The following is a 25609-nucleotide window of genomic DNA, read 5'->3' as shown; positions in this document are numbered from 1 at the left end:
GCTATGCGCCAACTGATCGGGCATGCTTTCGCCGCGTCGCGCCCAGACCGAGAAGAGCCAAACCGACCATCGCCACGCTCGCGGGCTCCGGCACGGCCGCGGTCACCGCCTCGGCATCCAGCCGCACGTTGTCAAATGCCACATAAGGCGTCCCGGGGCCTGAGTTGTTCGTCCCAATCAATCGAAGCACCATGGTTTTGCCGATGTCGGGGTTGGCGCTCGACACGAACATCGAGGCAGAATACTCATCGAAGCCGCCGTCGGTGACATTGTCGAGTAGATCGGTGAAGTCGATGATGTTCTGAGCCGATCCGACCAGCCCAAGCTGGAATCCAAACGAGCCCACATTGAGCCGATCAAGCGGATTGCCCACTGCCACCCGCAACGTGTAGGTCGTATTCCCCAGTAGCGTTGCGCTGAGCGTCTGCGTCAGCGGAACACCGCCTGGCGACACCATGTACGCGGTGTTATTGCCATTCGGTACGTTGCCACTTGGAAACGCGACATTGCCGACGCCAGGGTTGAAGGCGCCAAAGCAATCCGGCGCACAGCCTGTGCTGTCCGACCAATCGGTGAGAACATTGTTGGTGAACGTGTCCTCAAGCAGAAACTGGGTTTCAAAACTGGCGTTAAGGATGCTGACCGGTGCTGCCATGGCCGGCCATGCCCATGTCAGTGCGACGGCACATCCCAAGCCAAGGCAACTGCCGCTGCCGTACTCCTTTTGCTCGTTCTCATAGTGGTTCTCCTGTCGGTCGGGGTGGCGATCTTGCTTGACGCGAAAGCATCGGTGATCCGCCTGTGCCTGTACCGTCCAGAAAACATGGGCTCCATCAAGCGTTGGTAAAAAGAAAGCAAATAATGCGCCCCATTTATCATCCATTTGAATTATTTATGTTTTGTTCTTTTAATCAACGCTTCGGCGAGCCCATGTGTAAATTTCTTCGACATGGTCAGCCATGGCGGAAAGCGTTCACTCGCTCTTGAGAAAGAGCGCCACGGCCAGCACCTCTTGGCTCTATTGTTGACCTTGACGAAGATACGATGGGTAGGTCGGAATGTACCTGAGTGCCACCGCGCCGCCGACGAGCGTAGCGATTGACTAGCGAAGACGATAAACGTAGTGACAAGCGACACAGCCGCTGGTCAGCGACGGCAACGCGGCGATGGTCTTGTCGCGGTCGCCGCTGGCGGCGATACGGGCAAACTCACTCGCCGCGCGATGCCCGTCCATGCCGATAGCGTGCATCGCCGGCGGCATGTGTGGTCCGGGACGGGCTGCAAAGGGGAGGTCGCGATGCTTGCCCATTGCCGAGACGCCAAGCTCCTGCTCCGCGATCTGGCCGGCCTCCTTGAACTTCCCGCTGGCGACCAGGCCAAGAATCTCGTTCAAGGCCAGGAGGTTGGCGCGCATCTCGGCACGTAGCGTGGATTCCGCTGCCGCTGGCAAGGACGCCAACTGCCGGGTATCGTCGCCATCGGCAGCGTGGACCGTCGCCACCAGCAGCGCCAGCGAACAGAAAAACAGGGGAGCTTTCATCCGGAAATCCCTTTCGAGGCCAAAAAATCCACGGCGATGCCGGCAAAAATACTGGCCCCGAGCCAGTTGTTATGCAGGAAAGCCTTGAAGCAAGGCGCCGGCTTGCGCGCCCGGATCAGGGTGTAATGGTAGGCGGAAATTGCCGCTGCCACCACCAGACCGGCGTAGAAAAACACCCCCAGGCCAAGCCCGTAGCCGACCGCGGCGATCAAGGCCAGGGTCAGCGCATAGCACAGCATCACCGCCGCCACGTCGAAGCGACCGAAGGTAATCGCCGAAGTACGAATGCCGATCTTGAGGTCATCGGCACGATCGACCATGGCGTATTCCGTATCGTAAGCAATCGCCCAGAAGACGTTGGCCAGCAACAACCACCACGCTTCCGCGGGCACCGTTCCGAGCTGTGCCGCATAGGCCATCGGAATTCCGAAGCCGAAAGCAAGGCCAAGGTAGGCCTGTGGAATGGCCAGGAAGCGTTTGGTGAAAGGATAGCTGGCGGCAAGAAACAGCGCCGCGATGCACAGTGCGGCGAGCAGCCAGCTACGCAGCGGCACGACGATAAGGACGGCACAGCCGACCAGCGCGCAAAAAAGCAGCAAAGCCTCCCTGACCGACACCTGGCCAGCAGCCAGCGGCCGCTGACTGGTACGCGCGACGTGCGGGTCGAAGTTGCGATCGGCCAGGTCGTTGATCACGCAGCCGGCCGAACGCATCAACACCGTCCCGAGGACGAAAATCCAGAGCACCCGCCAGTCCGGCCTACCTAGCGCCGACAGCCACAACCCCCACAGCGTCGGCCAGAGCAGCAGCAGAATGCCGATCGGCTTGTCGAGGCGCATCAGGCGCTCGTAAAGATCGAGTCGCTCACGCAGTTGTTGGCCGGAAAATCGCATGGCGCTCATTCTAACGGTCATCACCTGTCGAGACACCCCTGATGATGAAAGCCATGACCGTCCCCTCCACCTGCAGGCAGGCTTCTGATCACGCCTCCCGGTATCGCCGAGACGCGAAATAGCCGACCGCCGACGCCAGCGGCGTGCCAGGGCTTACTGCCAGTCACCACGCAGGCCGGCGACAATCTCGCGCAAATGCTCGGGCGTCGCTGCCGCGGGCTCGACCGCCCCGCCAACGTTCAGCGTAATCCTGGAAAATAGCCCCAGCAAACGCCGCGGCTTGCTCATTGCCGGCCCCCCCTTGCGACTGAAGAAGCTACCCCACAGGCCTTGCAAGGCCATCGGAATCACGCTCACCGGCGTGCGTCCGACGATCCGCTGCACGCCCGATCGGAAGGGGTTGAGGTCGCCGCTGTCGGTAATCCGCCCTTCCGGGAAGATAGCCACCAGCTCACCGTCTTCGAGGGCCCGCGCGACTTCCTCGAAAGCGGCCTCCATCATCACTTGATCTTCGCGCGCGGGAGCAATCGGGATGGTGTTCATGTGGCGAAAGATGAAGTTGATCACCGGCAGACGGTAGATACGATAATCCATCACGAAGCGGATCGGCCGCCGGCTGGCAGCGGCAATGACGATCGGATCGACGAAGCTGACGTGGTTGCAGACCAGCACCGCCGGCCCTTCTTGCGGGATGTTTTCCAGCCCTTTCTGCTGCATGCGGTACACCGAGTGGATCAACAACCAGGCGATGAAACGCAGCATGAACTCGGGCACCAGGCTATAGATGTAGACCGCCACCGCCGCATTGCACAGCGCGGCGATAGCGAACAGCGCCGGAATCGAGATGCCGTTGCCAAGCAGTCCGGCAGCAGCCAGCGCGCCGCAGACCATGAACAGCGCGTTGAGGATATTGTTGGCGGCGATGATTCGCGCCCGCTGTTCCGCGGCGCTGCGCACCTGGATCAGCGCATACAGCGGCACGATGAAAAAGCCCCCGAAGACGCCGAGCGCGAAAAGGTCGAAAAGCACCCGCCATGTCTCGTGCATGGCGAGAACTCCGGCAAGCGCCAGTGGCGCGCCAGTGGGCAGCACAGCGGGCGACGCAAAAGCCAGGTCGAGACCGAAAATGGTCAGGCCGATGGAACCGAAAGGCACCAGGCCAATCTCGACGTGCCCGGCCGAGAGCCGATCACAGAGCAGCGAGCCCAGTCCGATACCGACGGTGAACACTGACAACAACAGGGTCACGGTCGTCTCGTCACCGCCGAGGACGCTCTTCGAATACACCGGGAACTGCGCCAGGAACAGCGCACCGTACAGCCAGAACCAGGAGATGCCGAGAATCGATAGAAAGACCGTGCGGTTTTCGCGCGCGAAGCCGATGTTGCGCCAGGTCTCGACAAACAGGTTGAGGCCGACGACCAGATCCGGAGCTGGCGCCGCAGCCGGCGGGATGCCGCGGCTGCACAGATAGCCGACGACCGCGACCAGCAAGCCGGCGAAAGCGACCCAGGTCGGATGACCAGCCGCACCGGCGAGAATGCCGCCGGCCAGGGTGCCCATCAGAATGGCGACGAAAGTCCCTGACTCGACCAGCGCATTGCCGCCGACCAGTTCGTTCTCGCGCAGGTGCTGCGGCAGGATGGCGTACTTGACCGGCCCGAACAGCGCTGACTGCAAACCGAGCAGGAACAGGGCCAGGAGCAGCACTTCGAGACTGTGCATCATGAAGCCTGACAGTGCGACGCCCATGATGACGATTTCGAGCAGCTTGGTCAGCCGCGCCAGACGAGCCTTGTCGTACTTGTCGGCCAACTGCCCGGCAGTTGCCGAGAAGAGGAAGAAGGGCAGGATGAAGAGACCTGCCGCGAGGTTGGTGAGAACCTCGGGAGTCAGCGTCGTCCAGCTCGCGGCCTGAAAAGTGAGCAACACGACCAGCGCATTCTTGTACAGGTTGTCGTTGAAGGCGCCGAGAAACTGCGTACCGAAGAAAGGCGCGAAGCGACGGGCCTTGAGCAGACCAAACTGGGAACTCATGCAATCTTCCTTTCAAAGAAGGCGCGCGTCTCGAAGAGTGTGATGCAGCAAAGCAGTGCGTAGCCGCCGATCGACGGTGACCGCAGCGACGACGTTTTTGCAGCGGGAAGCCTGCAAAAACGCCAAACACCTAGCCGTCGGCCAGNNNGGCGGGGGGCTTTTTGATTTCTAGCGAGGTGCGGAGCGGTCCTTGCAAATGGCTTAGAATCTGCTTCTTGCGAATCTGGCTGAGCGAGGCTGCACGCTGGCGACGGCCGGATCGTCCCTCGGCCGATGGCGGTCGCCAACTCTGCTCGTGAATGAATATCTTATGGAAGCGACCCGCATCTGCCTTGTCCGTCATGGCGAAACATCCTGGAACGCGGAAAAGCGAATTCAGGGGAATATCGACGTTGGCCTGAATGAGGCGGGGCTGGCGCAGGCGGAGGCCGCTGCGCGGTGGCTGTCGCCGCTGGCCATCGAGGCGCTCTACAGCAGCGACTTGCAGCGGGCGCGGCAAACGGCGCAAGGCCTGGCGGGCGTCCTGAAGCTGGCGCCGATCCTGCGGCCGGAATTTCGCGAGCGACGCTACGGGCTTTTCGAAGGGCTGACCTACGAGCAGTCGCGAAGCCGCTACCCGGACGTGTATTCCCTGTTCGAAGAGCGGGTGCCGGATTTCGTGATTCCGTACGGCGGCGAGAGTCTGCAGCAACTGCACCTGCGGGTCAGCACCGGTTTACGGCGCCTGGTCGACGAGCACCGTGGCCAGACGATCGCGGTGGTGACGCACGGCGGCGTGCTGGACATCGTCAACCGCCTGGTGCGCGGCACTTCCTTGCGCCAGCCGCGCGATTTCCTGATTCCCAACGCCGGTATCAACTGGGTAAGCGCCACGGGCGACAGCTGGCGCATGGAAGCGTGGGGCGTGACCGACCATCTGGCGATGGTCGGGCTTGACGAATTACCGTAGCTGCGCAGAAGAAACAACACCGATAGTGCCGCCGCCGGCCAAAAAGAAGTGCCGGCCGCATGCCAACATTCAATCGTTCATGCTTTCGGCTGCACCGCGCCGTGACGCGTTGACTCGTCCATCAGCTCCAGCAGCGACGAAATCCCCTGCCGCAGATTCCCGAGCCCGGGTTGCGGCATTTTTCCCAGAGCACCGCGCAGCCGGCCCTGCATCGGGCCAGGAATATCCTTGACGACGTCGACGCCGGCATCCGTGAGATGCAGACGGACGACGCGGTTGTCGGTATCGCGCCTTTCGCGGCGGACCAACTGGCGCAGTTCGAGCTTGTCGAGCAGGTTGCTGGCGGTAGAAGGCTTGATATGCAGCGCGCTGGCGAGCTGCGAGACACGCAAGCCGGGGCGGGCCGAAATTTGCCACAGTGCCCACAGCTGCGAACCACTCAGGCCGTGCCGGTCGTCGATGTTCTGCATGCCATTCTGAACCGAGCGCACCAGTTCCAACAGCTTGCCGAAGGTGTCGTCCGCGCCCTCGCGGATCGTAGCGGCCCCGTCCGGGGCCTGCCGATCTGCGGCCTGCTCCGGCGAACCATCCTTGCTTGTGTGAGTCATTGTGCGAACCCTTGCGTTGCCAGAGAATTGATTTTGTGCAATACTATTCTGCTCACACTATTTGTACAAGCGAAATTTTCCCCTGACGCTTGTCAACCCGGAGCTACATGGACAAAGCAATCCTCGAACAAATTCTTTCCGTCGGCCAGCAACTCTCGCCGACGATAACCTCGACCTTGCGCATCAGCCTGATCTTCGTGCTCGCCTGGCTGGCGATGGCTTTTTCACACAAGCTGATCCGAACCTTCCGTATCTACATCAGCCGCAGCATTCGCGATAGCGAAGAGGTACAGCGAGCGGAGACCCTGGGCCGCGTCTTCCGCTACGCCGTGTCGGTGATCATTTCGCTGGTCGCCAGCGTCCTGGTGCTGGCCGAACTGGGTGTTTCCGTTGCCCCGATCCTCGGCGCTGCCGGTGTTGTCGGCGTCGCCGTCGGTTTTGGCGCGCAGAGTCTGGTCAAGGATTACTTTTCGGGCTTCTTCCTGCTGCTCGAGAACCAGATCCGCCTGGGCGATGTCGTCGAAGCGGGCGGCAAGAGCGGCATGGTCGAGGAAATTACTTTGCGCTATGTGCGCATGCGCAACTACGATGGCCACGTGCACTTCGTTCCGAACGGCAGCATCAGCACCGTTACCAGCATGACCCGCGGCTTCGCGCAGGCGGTGGTCGACGTCGGCGTCGCCTATCGCGAAAGCGTCGATCAGGCGCTCGCGGTGATGCGTAGCGTCGGCACCGAGTTGCGCGCAGACCCTGCTTTCGCGACCAAGATCCTTGACGACATCGAGATCGTCGGCGTCGAGTCCTGGGGCGATTCGGCGGTGATCCTGCGCTGCCGCTTCAAGGTCGTGGCCATCGAACAGTGGACCGTTCGCCGCGAATATCTGCGCCGCCTCAAAGACGCTTTCGATGCTGCCGCCATCGAGATTCCCTATCCGCATCTCACCGTCTATCCCGGACAGGCCAAGGACGGCTCAGGCCCACCCCTGTATCTGTCGATGGACGGTGCCACGCAACACCCCGGAGGTACGCAATGAAAGTCACAAAATCCGTCGTTGCACACAGCCTGTTCAGCGAACAGGACATTTACCTCTTTCGCGAGGGCAAGCACACCCGGCTCTACGACCGCTTCGGCGCGCACGCCACGGAAAAGGGGGGCCAACGCGGCTTCCAGTTCAGCGTCTGGGCGCCCAATGCCGAGAAAGTGTCGGTGGTCGGCGACTTCAACAATTTTCAGGCCGGCAGTCACTACCTTCTTAGTCGCCCCGATCACTCGGGCATCTGGGAGGGTTTCATCGCCGGACCGGCGCTGGGCGACAGCTACAAGTTCCAGATCAGCAGCCGGCACGGTACGCAGGAGAAAGCCGATCCCTTTGCCCGTCAATCCGAGGAGCCGCCGCGCAGCGCTTCGCGCCTGTGCACCCTCGACTACAACTGGAGCGACAGCGAATGGATGGCCAAGCGCCGGGCGATCAATGCCCTCGATGCGCCGCTGTCGATCTACGAAGTGCATCTCGGTTCCTGGCGGCGCATTCCCGAGGACGGCAACCGCTCGCTGAGCTACCGTGAAATGGCTCATCAGTTGACCGCCTACGTCCAGGAAATGGGCTTCACCCACGTCGAGCTGATGCCGGTGATGGAGCATCCCTTCTATGGCTCATGGGGCTATCAGACGACTGGCTATTTCGCGCCGACAGCCCGCTACGGGACACCGGAAGATCTGATGTTGCTGATCGACACCCTGCATCAGGCCGGGATCGGCGTCATCCTCGACTGGGTGCCCTCGCACTTTCCCGCCGATGGCCATGGGCTGGCCAACTTCGACGGCACCTGCCTGTACGAGCACGAGGACCCGCGGCAGGGCTTCCACCCGGACTGGAAAAGTTCGATCTTCAACCTCGGGCGCAATGAAGTGCGCGGCTTCCTGATGTCCAGCGCGCTCTTCTGGCTCGACAAGTACCATATCGACGGCTTGCGCGTCGATGCCGTCGCCTCGATGCTTTACCTCGACTACGGGCGCGAGGAAGGCGAATGGATCCCGAACGAACACGGCGGCCGCGAAAACCTCGAGTCGATGAGTTTTCTGCGCAGCCTCAACGAAGCCGTCTATCGCGACCATCCGGACGTGCAGACGATGGCCGAAGAGTCCACCGCCTGGCCGCTGGTTTCGCGCCCGACCTATATGGGTGGCCTGGGTTTTGGCATGAAATGGAACATGGGCTGGATGAACGACACCCTGAAGTATTTCCAGCTGCAGCCGCTGTTCCGCAAATACCAGCACGACAAGCTGACGTTCACGATCTGGTACGCGTTCACCGAAAATTTCGTCCTGCCCCTGTCGCACGACGAAGTGGTGCACGGCAAGGGCGCGCTGATCGGCAAGATGCCGGGCGACGAGTGGCAGCAGTTCGCCAATCTGCGCTTGCTCTATGGCCTGATGTGGACCCATCCCGGCAAGAAGCTGCTGTTCATGGGCGGCGAAATCGGCCAGCGACGCGAGTGGCAGCATGAGGAAAGCCTCGAATGGCACATCCTGCAATACCCGCTGCACGCAGGCGTGCAGTCCTGGGTCAAAGACCTCAATCGTGTCTATCGCCAGGAAAAAGCGCTGCATGAGCGGGATTTCAACAGCGACGGCTTCGCCTGGATCGATGCCCAGAACTGGGAGGAAAGCGTCATCAGCTTCCTGCGCTACGGCAAGCACCGCGACGACACCATGCTGGTGGTCTGTAACTTTACACCGGTACCGCGCCACGACTACGTCGTCGGCGCGCCGCGCGGCGGCCAGTGGCGGGAGGTGCTGAACAGCGACGCCCCCCTCTATGGTGGCAGTGGCATGGGTAATCTTGGTCAGGTCGAGGCCTCTCCGCAGGCCGCGCACGGCTATTGCCATTCCCTGTCGCTGACCGTGCCGCCGCTGGCAGTGCTGGTCTTCAAGCCGATCCCCGAGAACCAATCCCTTTCATGAGCGATGACGTTTTCGCCCTGTACACGCCAGGAGGAATCCGGGCCAGAGCTGCGGTCGTGCATCCCTCTTGCCTGCGCTCGACAATCCCGTCATGCTTGGCTGCTACATGGTGTGATCACCAATGGCGCCCTGCCAACCGTCGCCCGCCTGATCCTGCAAAACGGTCGGCCCGGCCGGATAGAGCAGCCCCTGGCCGTACCGGCTTGCAGCCGGTTCGCCTCGCCAGGCGGTAGAGACACTTGCTGACAACGGCTTTCTCGTTGCGACCAGAAGCCTAACTTTGACGACTTCCCTTGAGTGGAGGAAATGATTGATGGCCAACGAGTTGATGGAAAAAGCCGCCGCAGCGGCCGAAGTGACCTGGGAAAACGATCCCCTTTGGTACAAGGATGCGATCATCTACGAATTGCACGTCAAAGCCTTCAAGGACAGTGGCGACGACGGCATTGGTGATTTCAAGGGCCTGACCGAGAAGCTCGACTACATCCAGGATCTGGGCGTCAACACCCTCTGGCTGCTGCCCTTCTATCCCTCGCCGATGCGCGACGACGGCTACGACATTTCCGACTACCACAACGTCAGCCCCGACTACGGCAACCGCAACGACGCGCGCGTCTTCATCCGCGAAGCCCATCGCCGCGGACTACGGGTGATCACCGAGCTGGTCATCAACCACACCTCCGACCAGCACCCCTGGTTCCAGGCGGCAAGGCGAGCCCCGGCCGGGTCGAAAAAGCGCGATTTCTACGTGTGGTCGGATACCGACAAGAAGTTTCCGGAAACGCGCATCATCTTCACCGACACCGAGAAGTCGAACTGGGCCTGGGACGATGTCGCCAAGGCCTACTACTGGCACCGCTTTTTCTCGCACCAGCCGGACCTCAACCACAACAATCAGGACGTCGTCAAGGCGGTGATCCGCATCATGCGCTTCTGGCTGGATATGGGCGTCGATGGTCTGCGCCTCGACGCAATCCCCTACCTCTGCGTTCGCGAAGGGACGAACAACGAGAACGTCCCCGAAACGCACGAAGTGATCAAGCAAATCCGCGCGGTCATCGATTCGCGCTACAAGAACCGCATGCTGCTCGCCGAGGCCAATATGTGGCCGGAAGACGTGCGTGAGTACTTCGGCGACGGCGACGAGTGTCACATGGCCTACAACTTCCCGGTGATGCCACGCATCTTCATGGCCGTGGCCCAGGAAGAACGCCATCCGATCATCGAGATCATGAACCAGACGCCGGAAATCCCCGACAACTGCCAGTGGGCGATCTTCCTGCGCAACCACGATGAACTGACGCTGGAGATGGTCACCGAGAGCGAACGCGCCTTCATGTATAAGGCCTATGCGTCCGACCCGCGGATGCGCGTCAACGTCGGCATTCGCCGCCGCCTGGCTCCGTTGATGGACAACAACCGCCACAAAATCGAACTGGTGAAGTTCCTGATCCTGACCCTGCCCGGCTCACCGGTACTCTACTATGGTGACGAAATCGGCATGGGTGACAACATCTATCTCGGCGACCGCAATGGCGTGCGCACGCCGATGCAGTGGAGCCCGGACCGCAATGCCGGCTTCTCCAGAGCCGATCCGCAGCGACTTTACCTGCCGCCGAACATGGACCCGATCTACGGCTACGAGGCGATCAACGTCGAAGCACAGGCGCGCAACCCCTCGTCACTGCTGCACTGGACCAAGCGCCTGATCGCGGTACGCAAGAACTACAAGGCTTTCGGCCGTGGCAGCATCACCTTCCTCGAGCCGGGAAACCGCAAGATCCTCGCCTATGTGCGCGAGTACCAGGACGAGACCCTGCTCTGCGTGGTCAATCTGTCGCGCAACGCACAACCGGTGGAACTCGACCTGGTGGCGTTCAAGACGCGCGTGCCGGTCGAACTGCTCGGCCGCTCGGCCTTCCCGCCGATCGGCGACCTGCCCTACCTGCTGACCCTGGCCGGCCACGGCACCTACTGCTTCCGCCTGACCACCGACGCCGAAGTGCCGTACTGGCACGAAGAACGCCTGGCGCGCGCCGAACTGCCGGTTCTGGTGCTCACCGAGGGCTGGCTGACTTTCTCGGGTGGCAAGACCACCGCCACCACCGTGCGCCGGGCAATCGCCGCCACCACCCGCGACCAGCTGCAACACAAGGTGCTGGCACCCTATGTGGTCACCAAGCGCTGGTTTGCCGGCAAAGGGCACGCCATCGAGAGCATCAACATCATCGAGCAGGCGCCGTGGGATACCGACAAGGGCAGCTGGCTGCTGACCATCATCGAAGTGCACTGTGCCGGCATCGAGCCGCAGGTCTACTTCCTGCCGCTGGCGATCTGCTGGGACGACCAAACCAGCGAAGAGGAGCGTGCCTTGCTGGCCTCTTGGGCATTGGCGCGAGTGCGTCAGCAGGACCGCACCGGCCTGCTTTACGGTGCCTTCGGCTCGGATGGCTTCTGCCGCGACCTGGCCGAGGGTATCGGCAAGAACGTGACCATACCCTTTGCCCGCGGTCGCCTCGAGTTCCACGCCTCGCCGGCGTTTGCCAAACTCGCCGCCGGCCTCGACGCGCCGGTACGTCATCCGTCGCTGGAACAGAGCAATACCGCGGTGTACTTCGGCGACAAGTTGTTCCTCAAGGGCTATCGTCGCCTGCAGACGGGTACCAATCCCGAAGTCGAAGTCGGTCGCTTCCTGACCGATACCTCGCCTTACGAACACATTGCGCCGGTCGCCGGCTCGGTCGAAATCCGTCGTGCCGATGGCCAGACGATGACGCTCGCGCTGTTGCAGGGCTACACCAAGAACCAGGGTGACAGCTGGAACTTCACGCTCGACTACCTTGAACGCTATCTCTCCGAAGTTGCCATCGCGTCCGACGAGCTTGACGGCAACCCGCACGCCTACTTCGTGACGCTGGTCGAGGTTCTCGGCCGCCGTACCGGTGAGCTGCACCAGGCTTTCGGTCGTTCGACTGGCGACCCGGCCTTCGAACGCGAGCCGATCACCACCCAGGACATGAGCGACTGGGCGACGGCCCTGAAAGCTGAAGCGGTAGCCACGCTCGACGAGCTCGAACGGCGCAGCGAGAACTTCCCCGCGGAGGTGCGCGAAGGCTGCGATCGCCTGTCGGCATTGCGACCGGTGCTCCTGGAGCGCATTTCGCCGCAGGCACTGGCCGGCATCAGCGCCGCCAAGATGCGCTATCACGGCGACTACCACCTCGGCCAGGTGCTGCGCGTGGAAAATGATTTTGTAATCATCGACTTCGAGGGCGAACCCGCGCGTTCAATGGACGAGCGCCGCCAGAAACATTCGCCCCTACGCGACGTTGCCGGCATGCTGCGCTCGTTCAGCTATGCGGCAGCAGTGGCCACCAACCGCCTGACCAACGAAGACCCAGTCGACCGCCATCGTGCCGGGCCGCTGGTCGAGAGCTGGGAGGAGCAGGTCCGCGATGCCTTCATGAGCGGCTACCGCGCTGCCGTACAGGGCTGCCCGGCATGGCCGGAGGAGCCTGGTGGCGCTGAACGACTGATCGAGTTCTTCGTGATCGAGAAAGCGCTCTACGAGCTGCGTTACGAAATGGGCAACCGGCCAGACTGGGTCTCGGTGCCCCTCTTCAGCCTGCTCAGGAACCTCGAAGATAAAGAACCCAGCTGATTTTTACCCGTTAAGGAGAGAACACCATGAAAGTACTTGCGATGGTCCTGGCTGGCGGCCAGGGTTCCCGGCTGCATCCTCTGACTGCACAACGCTCCAAGCCGGCGGTGCCTTTCGGCGGCCGCTACCGGATCGCCGACTTCGTGCTCAGTAACCTGGTGAACTCGGAGATCCGCGGCATCTACCTGATGGTTCAGTACAAGTCGCAGTCGCTGATCGAGCACGTCGCCAAGGCCTGGGGAAACTCCAACGCCTACACCGGCCAGTTCGTCACCGTCGTGCCGCCGCAAATGCGCGGCGGTGGTGCGGAGTGGTTCCAGGGGACCTCCGACGCCGTCTTCCAGAACATCAACCTCATCGAGCGCCACTCGCCGGACATGGTTGCCGTCTTCGGCGCCGATCACATCTACCGCATGGATGTGCGCCAGATGATCGATTTCCACCGCCGGAATTCGGCGCATGTGTCGGTGGCGGCGATTCCGGTACCCCTGGCCGCTGCCTCGGCCTTCGGCATCATCGACGCCGACAAGCGACACCGCATCCGCAGCTTCCTCGAGAAACCGGCGAATCCACCGGCGATGCTCAGCGACCCGACGCGCGCCTACGGCTCGATGGGCAACTACCTGTTCAACACCGACGTCCTGTTGAAAGCGCTGCGCGAGGCCAATGAGAACGACGAGCACGATTTCGGCCACCACATCCTGCCGCGGCTGATCAAGACGCACCAGGTCCTGGCCTACAACTTCGCTGACAACCACGTTCCGGGTGTCGCGGATTATGAGGAACAGTCCTACTGGCGCGACGTCGGCGACATCGACGCCTATTACGAAGCCCACTACGACGTCCTCGGCGCCAAACCGCGCTTCAACCTCTTCAATCCGAAATGGTTCATCAACTCGAGTTCCTACCAGGGACCATCACCACTGATCTCCGGCAACATCAGCAACAGCACCATCGCCGCCGGCTCGCTGATCAAGAACGCGCGCATCAGCAACTCGATGCTGCGTCGTGAAGTCGTCGTCGAGGAAGACGTCGAGATCGACGACTGCCTGATCATGGACTACACCGTCATCCGCCGTGGCTCGCGTCTCAAGCGGGTCATTGTCGACCGCTACAACGTCGTCGAGCCAAACTCACGCATCGGCTTCGATGCCGCCGCCGACCGCGCCCGCTATACGGTCAGCAACGGCGGCGTAGTGGTTTTGGCCAAAGGTCTGGATGTCCCTGACGTAACCCGCTACCAAATTTAGGAGGTCCACCATGAACCTTCCCGTTACCGCCGTTTGGCCGGGCGCACCTACACCACGTGGCGCTACATGGGACGGCGAGGGCGTCAATTTCGCCCTCTTTTCCGAACACGCCGAACGCGTCGAACTGTGTCTGTTCGATCCGACCGGAAAGAAGGAAGTGCAGCGCATCGAATTGCGCGAGCAGACCAATCTGGTCTGGCACTGCTACCTGCCCGAGGCGCGGCCCGGCCTGCTCTACGGCTACCGGGTGTACGGTCCCTACGAACCCGCGCGCGGCCACCGCTTCAACGGCAACAAGCTGCTCATCGAGCCTTACGCCAAGGATATCGTCGGCGAGGTGCGCTGGAGCGACGCGCATTTCGGCTACAAGATCGGTCACCGTAACGAGGACCTGTCCTTCGACCGTCGTGACAACGCCGCCGGCATGCCCAAGTGCCGGGTCATCGACCGGGCCTTCACCTGGGGCAACGACAAGGCACCGAACATTCCCTGGGCGGACATGGTGATCTACGAGACGCATGTGCGTGGCTTCACCATGAAGCACCCCGAGGTGCCGCCAGCGCTGCGCGGCACCTACGCCGGTATGGCGACGGCACCGGTGATCGATCACTTCAAGCGCCTCGGCGTTACTTCGGTCGAGCTGATGCCGGTGCATGCCTTCCTCAACGACCGCCATCTGATCGATCGTGGCCTCACCAACTACTGGGGCTACAACTCGATCGGCTTCTTCGCGCCCGACGCCCGCTTCAGTTCCACCGGCGTGGTCAGCGAGTTCAAGACGATGGTCAAGACCCTGCACTCGCACGGCATCGAAGTCATTCTCGACGTGGTCTACAACCACACCGCCGAGGGCAACCATCTCGGCCCGATGCTCTCTTTCCGGGGCGTCGACAACGCCGCGTACTATCGTCTGGTCGCTGACAATCCACGCTACTACATGGACTACACCGGCTGCGGCAACACCCTCGACCTGCAGCAGCCACGCATGCTGCAGCTGATCATGGACTCGCTGCGCTACTGGGTGTTGGAAATGCACGTCGACGGCTTCCGTTTCGACCTCGCTTCGGCGCTGGCGCGCGAACTGCATGCGGTCGACAAGCTCGGCGCCTTCTTCGATATCCTGCTGCAGGATCCGGTGCTGTCGCAGGTCAAGCTGATCGCCGAACCCTGGGACCTCGGCGAAGGCGGTTACCAGGTCGGCAACTTCCCGGCCGGTTGGGGCGAGTGGAACGACCACTACCGCGACACCATGCGCGCGCACTGGAAGGGCGACAGCGGCCTGATCGGCGACTTCGCCAGCCGCCTCACCGGCTCCAGCGACTTCTACCAGCACAGTGGCCGCAAGCCCTGGGCGAGCGTCAACTTCGTCACCGCCCACGACGGCTTCACGCTGCACGATCTGGTCAGTTACAACGACAAGCACAACGCAGCCAACGGCGAAGACAACCGCGACGGTAACGACAACAACCGTTCCTGGAACTGCGGTGCCGAGGGACCGACCGACGACGCCGAGATCAACGAACTGCGCGCGCGGCAGAAACGCAACCTGCTGGCGACACTGTTCTTTTCGCAGGGTGTGCCAATGCTTCTCGCTGGCGACGAAATGGGACGTAGCCAGGGCGGCAACAACAATGCCTACTGCCAGGACAACGAGATTAGCTGGGTCAACTGGGATCTCTCGCCAGCCGACCGCGATTTCCTGGCTTTCGTGCAACGGGTCATTGCACTGCGCCGTGAGCATCCGGTTTTCCGCCGCCGCAACTTCTTCCACGGCAGCGCCCCCGAGGGTTCGCTGCTCAAGGACATCCACTGGCTGAAACCCGATGGCAGCGAGATGAACGATGAGGAGTGGTCGCACAGCTACGCGCAGTGCCTGGGTGTCTATCTCAGCGGCGAAGCGATGCAAGAGCGCGACCGGCGCGGCCGCCCGGTACACGACGACAACTTCGTGCTGCTCTTCAACAGCTATCACGAAAACCTCGACTTCCGCCTGCCGGTGCTGCCCGAGACCTGCGAGTGGCTGAGCGTCCTCGATACGCACATCGCCAATGGCCTGGCGCCGGACGGCGTCTTCCAGGGCGGTGACATTTACCCCCTCGAAAGCCGTTCGCTGGCTCTCCTGCAGCAAAGGAAGAAATTATGAAACGCCAGCACAACATGCCTTTCGGTGCCGAAGTCCTCGCCGAAGGCGGCGTCCGTTTTCGCCTCTGGGCGCCCGGCGTAGACGCTGTCGGCCTGCAGCTCGACGGTGCCCCCGAACTGCCGATGACCGCTGCCGCGGGCGGCTGGTTCGAACTCACCGTCGCCGAAGCACAAGCCGGCGGTCGCTATCTGTTCAAGCTGCCGGATGGTTTGCTGGTTCCCGATCCGGCATCGCGCTACAACCCTGACGACGTGCATGGGGCTTCCGAAATCGTTGCCCCTGCCGCCTTCGACTGGCCCGACAGCGAATGGCGCGGTCGGCCGTGGGAGGAAGCCGTAATCTACGAGTTGCATATCGGCAGCTTCACCAAGGCCGGCGACTTCGCTGGCGCCATCGAGCGCCTCGACTATCTCGTCGAACTCGGCGTCACCGCGCTCGAAATCATGCCCGTCTCGGACTTCCCGGGGCAGCGCAACTGGGGCTACGACGGCGTCCTGCCGTTCGCACCCGACGCCGCCTACGGCCGACCGGAAGACTTCAAGCGCCTGATCGCCGCCGCCCACGAGCGCGGCCTGATGGTCCTGCTCGACGTGGTGTACAACCACTTTGGTCCGGAAGGCAACTATCTGCACGCCTACGCCCCCGACTTCTTCAACCCGCGCCACGAAACCCCCTGGGGTGCGGCGATCAACTTCGATGGCGAAGGCAGCCGCGCGGTACGCGATTTCTTCGTGCACAACGTCCTCTACTGGCTGGAGGAGTTCCATCTCGACGGCCTGCGCCTCGATGCCATCCACGCCATCTGCGACGACAGCTCGCCGGACATCATCGAGGAGCTTGCCGCCGCCTTCAAGGCGGTGCCGGGACGCGCGCGGCACGTGCACATGGTGCTCGAGAACGAGCGCAATCAGGCGCGCTATCTCGCCCGCAACGAGTCCGGCCGTCTGGTGCATGGCACCGCACAGTGGAACGACGACATCCACCACTGCTTTCACGTCGTGGCCACGGGCGAAACCGACGGCTACTACAGCGACTACGCGGCCGAACCGGTGCGCCGTCTCGGTCGCTGCCTCAGCGAGGGCTTCGCCTATCAGGGTGAAGCCTCGACTTTCGCGCATGGCGAACGGCGTGGCGAAGCGAGCGCCCACCTGCCGCCGGCAGCGTTCATCAATTTCCTGCAGAACCACGACCAGATCGGCAACCGCGCTTTCGGCGAGCGTCTCGCTCACCTCGCTCCGCCGGCGGCGATGGAGGCCGTCACCAGCATCCTGCTGCTCGCGCCGCAGCCGCCGCTGCTGTTCATGGGCGAGGAGTTTGCGACCACCCAGCCCTTCCAGTTCTTCTGCGACTTCGGCCCCGAACTGGCGCGCCTGGTGACCGAAGGCCGCCGCCGCGAATTCGGACGCTTCGCGCGCTTTGCCGATCCAGAAGTGCGCGCCAGCATCCCCGATCCGAACGCGCTGGAGACCTTCGCAGCCGGCGTTCTCGACTGGAGCGCAATCGACCGTGAGCCACACCGCGCCACCCTGGAACTGCACCGGCAACTGCTCTCGCTACGTCACCAGTGGATTGCGCCGCGTCTGGCCGGCATGGGCAATGGTGATCCGCAGCTGAAGCTGTTGTCGCCACGTTGCTTGTCGATCAACTGGACTCTCGGCGACCGCAGCCTGCTGACCCTGCTTGCCAATCTTGGTGACGATCAGCTGGTCGCCACACCGGCCAGCGGCCAGCTGCTCTTCGCGACCGCCAATCTTGACGCTGGCGCACTCGCCAGCGGCCAACTGCCGGCATGGTCGGTGGCCTGGCATCTGCACATCGGAGACCGCCCATGAGCGCCGCTGACGAAAAGCGCCACGACGCCCTGGCACAACTTGCCGAGCATTGCGGCATCAGTGCCGGCTATGACGACGTCTGGGGAAAACCGCACGCCACCTCCGAAAAGACTTTGCGCGCCCTGCTGGCGGCGATGCACTTCCCGGCCGATGCCGACCCGGCAACACTGCTGCAAGGCCTGCAGCAAGATGAGTGGCGACGGCCACTGCCGCCGGTCAAGGTGGTTGCACTCGGCGAAACGCCAACACTGGCCGTCTCACTGCCGGTGGCGCGTGCCGGCCAGCCACACCGCTGGATCCTGAGCGCCGAGAACGGCACCGCGAGCAGCGGCGAATTCGAGCCCGGCAAGCTGCCAAGACTCGCCGAGCAGCGCGTGGACGGGGTCGACTTCCTGCGCGGGGAACTGCAACTGCCGCCACCGAGTGAAGCCGGTTACTACCGCCTGGAAGTCGAACAACCGGGCAGCGGCGGCCTGGCGCAGGTGGCGATGACCCTGGTGGTCGCCCCGGCTAGCTGTTACCTGCCCGACGCCGTGCAGGGAGACGGTCGCGTCTGGGGTCCGACGGTGCAACTCTACGGCGTCCGCTCGCGGCGCAACTGGGGCATCGGTGACTTCGGCGACCTGCGCACCCTGATCGATCTGTCAGCGGACGCCGGTGGCGGGGTAATCGGCGTCAATCCACTCCACGCCCTGTTCCCGGACGACCCGGCGCGGATCAGCCCCTACAGCCCGTCCAGCCGCTGCTTCGTCAATGTGCTGTACATCGACGTCGAAGCCGTCCCCGAGTTCAGCGAATGCGAGGCGGCCCGCCAGCTGGTCGCCTCCGAGCGCTTCCAGGGCCGGCTGCGGCGCCTGCGCGTCGCCGACGAGGTCGACTACCAGGAAGTCTCGGCCGCCAAGCGCGAAATTCTGAGCGCACTTTACCGCCATTTCCGGGACCAGCATCTGGGCAATGACAGCGCCCGGGCACGCGCTTTCCGCCTGTTTCGCACGCAAGGCGGCCAGACACTCGAGTTGCACGCCCGTTTCGAGGCCTTGCAGGCGCACTTCCAGCAGGAGAACCCCGCCATCTGGGGCTGGCCCGCGTGGCCCACGGAATACCGTGACCCACAGGCAGTCGCGGTAGCCGCCTTCGCCGATGAACATGCCGAAGCCGTCGAATACTCGGCCTGGCTGCAGTGGCTCGCCGACGAACAACTGACGGCACTGGGCCAGCAATCGTGGCGTCGCGGCCTTGGCGTCGGCCTCTATCAGGATTTGGCGGTCGGCGTTAATCCCGGCGGCTCGGAAGCCTGGGCGTGGCAAAACGCCTTTGCCGGCGCCGCTTACGTCGGCGCGCCACCCGACGAGTTCAACCCCGTCGGTCAGGACTGGGGGCTACCGCCGCTAGTGCCGCACCGCCTGCGCGAAGCCGCCTACGCACCCTTCATCGCCATGCTGCGCGCCAACATGCGCCACTGTGGCGCGCTGCGCATCGACCATGTGATGGGCCTGGCGCGTCTGTTCTGGGTTCCCGTTGGCCGACCGGCGACGGAAGGCGCCTACGTCAACTATCGGCTCGCCGACCTGCTGGCCATCGTCGCGCTGGAAAGCCAGCGCAATCGCTGCATGGTCATCGGCGAAGACCTGGGCACCGTTCCGGACGGCTTCCGGCCGCGTTTGGCGAGCGCCGGCGTGCTCTCCTACCGCCCCTTCCTTTTCGAGCGCAGCAAGGACGGCAACTTCAAGCCACCTGGCGAGTATCCGCGGCAGGCGCTGGTCGCCGTCAGTACCCACGATCTACCGACCTTGAAGGGCTTCTGGAAAGGCCACGATATCGACACCCGCGCGGCGCTGCAGCTTTTCCCCGACGAAGCGCAGTTCGAGCACATGGTCGTCGACCGCGCCCAGGATCGCGCGCGCTTCCTGATGGCGCTGAAGCACGCCGACTTGCTGCCCGAGGGCGCCAGCGTGCACCCTTTTTCGGTCCCCGAGATCACACAGGACTTCGTGGTCGCCATCCACGCTTTCCTGGCGCGAACGCCGGCCCAGCTGCTGGTCGTCCAGCCCGAGGACATTCTCGGCACTATCGAGCAGGCCAATCTGCCCGGCAGCCGTGACGACCAGCATCCCAACTGGCGGCGCCGGCTGCCGCTGGATCTCGAAGACTGGCCGCAAGACGGACGTTTCGGCGCCGTTGGCGAACAGCTGATCAACGAGCGCGGCACGGCGGTCGTACCGCCCGAGGAAATGACGATGCCTTCGCGGGCAACGATCATCCCGCGCGCGACGTACCGGATGCAGTTCAACCGCGACTTCACCTTTGCCCAGGCCGGAGCGCTATCGTCCTATCTGGCGGCGCTGGGAATCAGCCACTGCTACGCCTCGCCTTATCTGCGGGCGCGACCCGGCAGCACGCACGGTTACGACATCGTCGGACACGCCGAACTCAATCCGGAAATCGGCACCCCTCAGGAATTCGAGGACTTCGCCGCCGCCCTCAAGGAAAACGGTCTGTCACAGGTCATCGACGTGGTTCCCAACCATATGGGAATCATGGGCTCGGACAACGCCTGGTGGCTGGACGTCCTGGAAAACGGTCCGGCCTCGGCCTGGGGCGCGTTCTTCGATATCGACTGGGACCCGCTCAACCGCGAGCTCAAAGGCAAGGTCCTGTTGCCGCTGCTGGGCGCGCACTACGGGCAGGTGCTCAACGCCGGCGAACTGCGCCTGGACTACGACGCCGTGCGCGGCGAGTTCAGCATCTTCTACTACCAGCACCGGCTGCCGGTGGACCCGGCCAGCTACCCGCGTATCGTCGGGCATCGCCGCGAACGCCTGGCGACCACCCTGGGCGAAGGGCACGAGCGCTACGGCGAACTGGAAACCCTGCTCACCGCCTTCGGGCACCTGCCGGCACGGACCAACAGCAAAGCGCCGAAAATGGCCGAGCGGCAACGCGACAAGGAAGTGCATAAGCGCCACCTGGCGGCGTTCACCGAAGCACATGCCGACATCGCCCACCACATCGCCGACAATCTCGCCGAGTTCAACGGCCGCCCCGGGCATCCGGCCAGCTTCGACCTGCTGCACGAGCTGATCCAGGTACAGGGCTACCGTCTCGCCTACTGGCGGGTGGCCTGCGACGAAATCAACTATCGCCGCTTTTTCGATATCAACGACCTCGCCGCCTTGCGCATGGAAGACCCGGCGGTGTTCGACGCCACCCATCATCTGATTCTCGATCTCGTCGCCCAGGGCAAGGTTGAAGGGCTGCGTATCGACCATCCGGACGGAATGTTCGACCCTGGTGCGTATTTCCGCCAGCTGCAACAGGCGGCAGGCGGCAAGCCGCTGGCACCCGGCGAAGCACTGCCCATCTATCTGGTCATCGAAAAAATCCTCGCCGAGCACGAGCGCCTGCCGGATGACTGGCCGATCCATGGCGCCACCGGCTATCGCTTTTCCAACCTGGTCAACAACCTCTTCGTCGATACCGCCTCAGAGCGACGCATGACGCGTATCTACCGCGATTTCACGGGTGTCGACAGCGACTTCGAAGAACTCGCCTACGACGCCAAGAAGCTGATCATGCACACCGCGCTGGCGAGCGAGTTCAGCGTCCTCGCCAACCGCCTGGCGCGTATCGCTGCCGCCGACCGGGACACCTGCGACTTCACCCTCAACGGTCTTCGCGAAGCCTTGATCGAAGTCGTGGCCTGTTTCCCCGTCTATCGCAGCTACGTTGCCTATGGCGAACTGTCGGCCGACGACCGCCGCCACATCGCCTGGGCAGTGGCGGTGGCAAAAAAACGCAGCCCGCTGTTCGATACCGGCATCTACGACTTCCTCGAGGGCGTGCTGACCACCGATCTCGCCCGCGGCCGCAGCGCCTCCTACCGCGAGCCGCTCGAAGCCTTCGCCATGAAGTTTCAGCAGGTGTCGTCACCGGTGATGGCCAAGGGTGTCGAAGACACTGCCTTCTACCGTTACCATCGCCTGAGCTCGCTCAACGACGTCGGCGGCGAGCCGCGCCGCTTCGGCATTTCGGTGGCCGCCTTCCATGCCGCCACGCGTGCCCGTGCCGTCCGCTGGCCGCACAACATGCTCGCCACCTCGACACACGACAGCAAGCGTTCCGAGGACGCGCGCGCGCGCATCAACGTGCTCTCCGAGATCCCGGCGGCGTGGAAACTGATGCTCAAGCGCTGGCGGCGTCTCAATCGCGGCCGCAAACATCTGGTCGATGGCGTTGAAGCCCCGTCGCGTAACGACGAGTATCTGCTCTACCAGACACTGCTCGGCACCTGGCCGCTGACCCCGCCGAACGACGATGAACTGGCCGAGTACCGGACGCGTATCGATGCCTATATGATCAAGGCCCTGCGTGAAGGCAAGGAGCACAGCAGCTGGGTGCAGGTCAACAGCGCGTACGAAGGCGCGGTCAGCGACTTTGTCCACGCCCTGCTGGCACCCGGCGACAAGAACCTGTTCCTCGCCGACTTCGCACTCATGCTGCAGACGATCAGCCACCACGGCCTGATCAATGCCCTGGCCCAGGCGCTGATCAAGGTCACCTCACCGGGCGTGCCGGACATCTACCAGGGCTGCGAGCTATGGCAGTTCAACCTGGTCGACCCGGACAACCGCCGGCCGGTAGACTTTGCGCTGCGCCGCGAGCTGCTGGCGCAGGTGCAGGCGCTGGTCGACGGGCCGTCGGAACAGTGGCCCGACCGCCTGCGACCGCTGGTCGCCGACATGACCGACGGGCGCATCAAGCTGTACACGCTGTGGCAGAGTCTGGCGCTGCGCGCGCGCTGGCCGGAGGTTCTCGAGCAGGGTGACTACCTGCCCCTGAAAGTCAGCGGCGAACACGCGGCGCACGTCTGCGCCTACGCCCGCCGCCACGGCGAGCGCGCCATTGTCGTCGTTGTGCCGCTGCTGCCGGTGCGCCTGCTCGGCGATAACCGGGTGCTGCCGCTGGGCAATGAGGTGTGGACCGATACCATGCTCGAACTGCCCGACGGGCTAGCCGCCGCTGGCTGGCGCAATCTGCTCAGCGGCGAGAGTCATTCGGCAAGCGCGCAATTGCCGATCGGCGAGATCCTGGCCAGCTTCCCGGTCGCGCTACTGGCCGTGGAAGGCGAGCTTTGAGGCAGCGGCGAAGGGCGGCCAGCTGACCGCTAGCCACCCTTCGCCGCCAGCGTACCGCTTCACCAGCGATGGCCACGCGCGGCGTTGAGAAACTCGTCGAGAATTGGCGTACTGTCCAGCAAGTCCGGACTTCCCGGCGGATGAAACTCGGGATGCCACTGCAAACCCAGCACATAGGGTTTGCCTTGCAGGCGTACCGCTTCGATCACTCCGTCGCTCGCGCCACGAGCCTCAACGGTCAGGCCGCGGCCAAGCGCTTTGATCGACTGGTGATGAATCGAGATCACCTTGCCACCGCTGGCACCGGGATAGAGCCTGGCCAGGCCCGCATCCTCCTCCCAGGCAATGGCATGGCTGTGGCGGTCATAATCGTCATGGACATGCGCTCCCGCAGCCTCGATCTGCGTCGCAATGTCCTGATAGAGCGTTCCGCCGCGGGCCACGTTGATCACCTGCGCACCGCGACAGATGCCCAAAACCGCCTTGCCGGCTTCGATGAATTCGTGCAGCAGTTCCATTTCGTAGGCATCACGCACGATATCCCCCCCCCCAATCCGGATGCAGCGCCTCCTCGCCATAGCTTTGCGGGCTGACGTCGGCGCCGCCTTGCAGGAGCAGGCCGTCGAGGTACTCCGCGTAGTCCGAGAGGCGGATACTGCTGCGATTGACGATGCCGTCACCGCTCACCGCCGGAATCATGAACACCATCACATCGCGCGCCATCACCCAATGCGCCACCGACTGTTCGAGGTAGTGCAGCGATTTGGAGAGCAGGGCCGTTGCGCCGGCCTGCGGATGATAAATGCGCGCCGAAAGGCCAATACGTAATGGGCGCCGGCTCATGGGACCTCCTTGAAGTGTCAAACTGCGACGTCTGAGCCTAGCATACCGGCGCTCATCATGTCGCGGCGGTCGACCACCCGGCAGCGATTTGCGCGCCACTTGCCGGTCTGCTCACAGTTGCCGCCGCGGATGCTAGACTGCGCGCTTGTCCGCTGCCCGAACTTGCAATTTTCCGTCGGCGCAGCCTGCCACCGCGGCGCACCCTCCTCCCGCCGCTTGCCGCATTCTGACCAGTCCCGCGCGTCGCGCCAGCCATCAACTACACCGACAGGATGCCAATGAAAAATCTGAATCCTCTTCGCGGCAGACTCAGCACCTTCAGGTGGCGTACGCGTTTGACCTTGTGGGGGGCCGCGGCTTGCGCGGGCCTGGCCGTGGTCGCCTTCACGAGACTCACTGACCTCGCGCTGAAGACTTTTTTCGACCTCTACAACTTCCATCCCGGCTTGCCCTTCCCCTGGATGCCGTTTGTCACTGCGCCGCTGGCCGGGATGCTGGCTGTCTGGCTGACGCGGAAATTTTTCCCGGGCGGACAGGGCAGCGGTATCCCGCAGGTCATCGCGGCGACGCATCTTGCCGCGCGCGGGGAATCGGTCAGCGGTCTGGTTTCGCTACGCATCGCCTGCGGCAAGATCGTCGTCGGATCGATGGCCCTGCTGGGCGGCTTTTCCGCCGGTCGCGAAGGACCGTCGGTGCAGGTTGCGGCGTCGATTCTGCACTTCTCGCACCGCTTTCTGCCGCACGCACGGGCGATTGCCCCGGCGGATTTGATTCTCGCCGGCGGCGCGGCAGGAATCGCTGCCGCCTTCAACACACCACTCGCCGGTATCGTCTTCGCCGTCGAGGAATTGGGCAAACGCCTCGAAGCCAAGACGACCGGAATCCTGGTCGGCACGATCATCCTGTCGGGCCTGGTGGCCATCGCGCTGGAGGGTAATTATTACCACTTCGGGCGCATGAAGATCTCGCAATTCACCGAGATCGTTGGCCCGGTGCTGTTCTATGGCATGGCCTGCGGGGTGCTCGGCGGTGTCTTCAGCCGTCTGCTGCTGTGGCCACAACAACAGCCCAACTTCATCCTCTGGCGCTGGCGCAGCGCGCGACCGGTGCTGTTTGCCGGCGGCTGCGGGCTGCTCATTGCCCTGGTCGGCTGGCTTGGTGGCGGCTTGTCTTTCGGAAGCGGCTACGCGGTCAGCTCGTCGCTCCTTTCCAGCGACGCCTTGTCGGCCCCGTGGCACGCTCCGGTCACCCGCTTCGTAGCCACGGTCATCACCTATTATTCGGGCATTCCCGGCGGTATTTTCGCCCCCTGCCTGGCCGTCGGCGCAGCCATTGGCGCCAGTACCAGCGCCATTCTCGGTTTCGGTGCCGAAGCAGTACCGGTGACAGCGCTGTGCATGGCTGCCTTCCTGGCCGCGGTCACCCAATCGCCGATCACGGCGGCGATCATCGTCATGGAAATGCTCGACGGTCACGAGATGGTCATCAGCCTGATGGCGGTCACGCTGATCGCCAAGGCAGTAAGCGGACGTGTCAGTCCGGAACTCTATCAGCAGCTGGCTCTGGGCTTCATTGCCCAACAGCGCGCGCAAACTGCAGCGGCGAAGCTTGCAGCCGAACCGGTGCCGGCGCCAGAGGCTCAGTCCGGGCCGGAACCGGGACCGGATCAGCCCCCCCGCAAGGAAGCGAACAGGCAGTGACTGCTTATTGGATGGCCATGTCCACGCCGCGCAATGGAGTGCGGGCCGGAATG

17 protein-coding genes are annotated in these 25609 nt (G+C 63.3%); 9 read left to right on the top strand and 8 right to left on the bottom strand.

Going from position 1 to position 25609, the window contains the following annotated elements:
• Position 1 precedes the first annotated feature (1 nt).
• From E4Q23_RS01905 to E4Q23_RS01890, 4 genes are all read right to left on the bottom strand, one after another.
• Positions 2-883, bottom strand: coding sequence for a PEP-CTERM sorting domain-containing protein (locus E4Q23_RS01905; protein WP_169065059.1), 882 nt, complete (start codon positions 881-883; stop codon positions 2-4).
• Positions 884-1102: 219 nt separating this feature from the next.
• The gene (locus E4Q23_RS01900) at positions 1103-1540 is read right to left on the bottom strand and encodes a cytochrome C (RefSeq protein ID WP_211203587.1); all 438 of its coding nucleotides are present in this window, start codon (positions 1538-1540) and stop codon (positions 1103-1105) included.
• Positions 1537-2442 (bottom strand): 4-hydroxybenzoate octaprenyltransferase, encoded by a 906-nt coding sequence (ubiA, locus tag E4Q23_RS01895; protein ID WP_248595188.1) that lies wholly within the window; start codon positions 2440-2442, stop codon positions 1537-1539. The genes E4Q23_RS01900 and ubiA overlap by 4 nt, the downstream gene beginning before the upstream one ends.
• A 144-nt stretch (positions 2443-2586) precedes the next feature.
• Complete coding sequence (locus E4Q23_RS01890; protein ID WP_169065058.1) at positions 2587-4470, bottom strand: MFS transporter; 1884 nt, start codon at positions 4468-4470, stop codon at positions 2587-2589.
• A 310-nt stretch (positions 4471-4780) separates the two neighbouring features.
• On the opposite strand from E4Q23_RS01890, the gene E4Q23_RS01885 reads away from it, so the two are divergent.
• Positions 4781-5419 (top strand): histidine phosphatase family protein, encoded by a 639-nt coding sequence (locus tag E4Q23_RS01885; protein WP_169065057.1) that lies wholly within the window; start codon positions 4781-4783, stop codon positions 5417-5419.
• A 77-nt stretch (positions 5420-5496) separates the two neighbouring features.
• On the opposite strand, the gene E4Q23_RS01880 is transcribed toward E4Q23_RS01885, so the two are convergent.
• Positions 5497-6027, bottom strand: a complete 531-nt coding sequence (locus E4Q23_RS01880) for a MarR family winged helix-turn-helix transcriptional regulator (protein WP_169065056.1) — start codon at positions 6025-6027, stop codon at positions 5497-5499.
• A gap of 107 nt (positions 6028-6134) precedes the next feature.
• On the opposite strand from E4Q23_RS01880, the gene E4Q23_RS01875 reads away from it, so the two are divergent.
• Together E4Q23_RS01875 and glgB are read left to right on the top strand one after the other, a co-directional pair.
• Positions 6135-7061: a mechanosensitive ion channel family protein gene (locus E4Q23_RS01875; RefSeq protein ID WP_169065055.1), complete on the top strand. Its 927-nt coding sequence runs from the start codon at positions 6135-6137 to the stop codon at positions 7059-7061.
• On the top strand, positions 7058-8992 hold the full coding sequence (glgB, locus tag E4Q23_RS01870) for a 1,4-alpha-glucan branching protein GlgB (RefSeq protein ID WP_169065054.1): 1935 nt from the start codon (positions 7058-7060) through the stop codon (positions 8990-8992). Before E4Q23_RS01875 ends, glgB begins: the two co-directional genes overlap by 4 nt.
• A 102-nt stretch (positions 8993-9094) precedes the next feature.
• On the opposite strand, the gene E4Q23_RS01865 is transcribed toward glgB, so the two are convergent.
• Complete coding sequence (locus E4Q23_RS01865) at positions 9095-9241, bottom strand: hypothetical protein (RefSeq protein WP_169065053.1); 147 nt, start codon at positions 9239-9241, stop codon at positions 9095-9097.
• Between the two features lie 64 nt (positions 9242-9305).
• Between E4Q23_RS01865 and treS the strand changes: the two genes are divergently transcribed.
• The 5 genes from treS to E4Q23_RS01840 are packed head-to-tail and all read left to right on the top strand — an operon-like array spanning position 9306 to position 23013.
• Positions 9306-12653: a maltose alpha-D-glucosyltransferase gene (gene treS / locus E4Q23_RS01860; protein WP_248595187.1), complete on the top strand. Its 3348-nt coding sequence runs from the start codon at positions 9306-9308 to the stop codon at positions 12651-12653.
• A 26-nt stretch (positions 12654-12679) separates the two neighbouring features.
• Positions 12680-13903, top strand: a complete 1224-nt coding sequence (locus E4Q23_RS01855; protein WP_169065052.1) for a glucose-1-phosphate adenylyltransferase — start codon at positions 12680-12682, stop codon at positions 13901-13903.
• A gap of 10 nt (positions 13904-13913) precedes the next feature.
• Complete coding sequence (gene glgX / locus E4Q23_RS01850) at positions 13914-16046, top strand: glycogen debranching protein GlgX (RefSeq protein ID WP_169065051.1); 2133 nt, start codon at positions 13914-13916, stop codon at positions 16044-16046.
• Entirely contained in the window at positions 16043-17878 is a 1836-nt protein-coding gene (gene treZ / locus E4Q23_RS01845; RefSeq protein WP_169065050.1) for a malto-oligosyltrehalose trehalohydrolase, read from the top strand. The genes glgX and treZ overlap by 4 nt, the downstream gene beginning before the upstream one ends.
• Complete coding sequence (locus E4Q23_RS01840; protein ID WP_169065049.1) at positions 17875-23013, top strand: malto-oligosyltrehalose synthase; 5139 nt, start codon at positions 17875-17877, stop codon at positions 23011-23013. The genes treZ and E4Q23_RS01840 overlap by 4 nt, the downstream gene beginning before the upstream one ends.
• Positions 23014-23072: 59 nt before the next feature.
• On the opposite strand, the gene E4Q23_RS24740 is transcribed toward E4Q23_RS01840, so the two are convergent.
• Positions 23073-23549 carry a gamma-glutamyl-gamma-aminobutyrate hydrolase family protein gene (locus E4Q23_RS24740; protein ID WP_336511585.1) on the bottom strand — a complete coding sequence of 159 codons (477 nt, stop codon included), beginning with the start codon at positions 23547-23549 and terminating at the stop codon, positions 23073-23075.
• Positions 23542-23856 carry a gamma-glutamyl-gamma-aminobutyrate hydrolase family protein gene (locus tag E4Q23_RS24735; RefSeq protein ID WP_336511584.1) on the bottom strand — a complete coding sequence of 105 codons (315 nt, stop codon included), beginning with the start codon at positions 23854-23856 and terminating at the stop codon, positions 23542-23544. Before E4Q23_RS24735 ends, E4Q23_RS24740 begins: the two co-directional genes overlap by 8 nt.
• A gap of 278 nt (positions 23857-24134) precedes the next feature.
• On the opposite strand from E4Q23_RS24735, the gene E4Q23_RS01830 reads away from it, so the two are divergent.
• Entirely contained in the window at positions 24135-25556 is a 1422-nt protein-coding gene (locus E4Q23_RS01830; protein WP_423753293.1) for a chloride channel protein, read from the top strand.
• Positions 25557-25609 lie beyond the last annotated feature (53 nt).

The sequence above is a fragment of the Candidatus Accumulibacter phosphatis genome (assembly GCF_012939955.1).
In the GTDB taxonomy this organism is placed as follows: domain Bacteria; phylum Pseudomonadota; class Gammaproteobacteria; order Burkholderiales; family Rhodocyclaceae; genus Accumulibacter; species Accumulibacter delftensis.
Note: the sequence above shows the minus strand (reverse complement) of the source record. Positions and strands in the feature narration are given on the sequence as shown.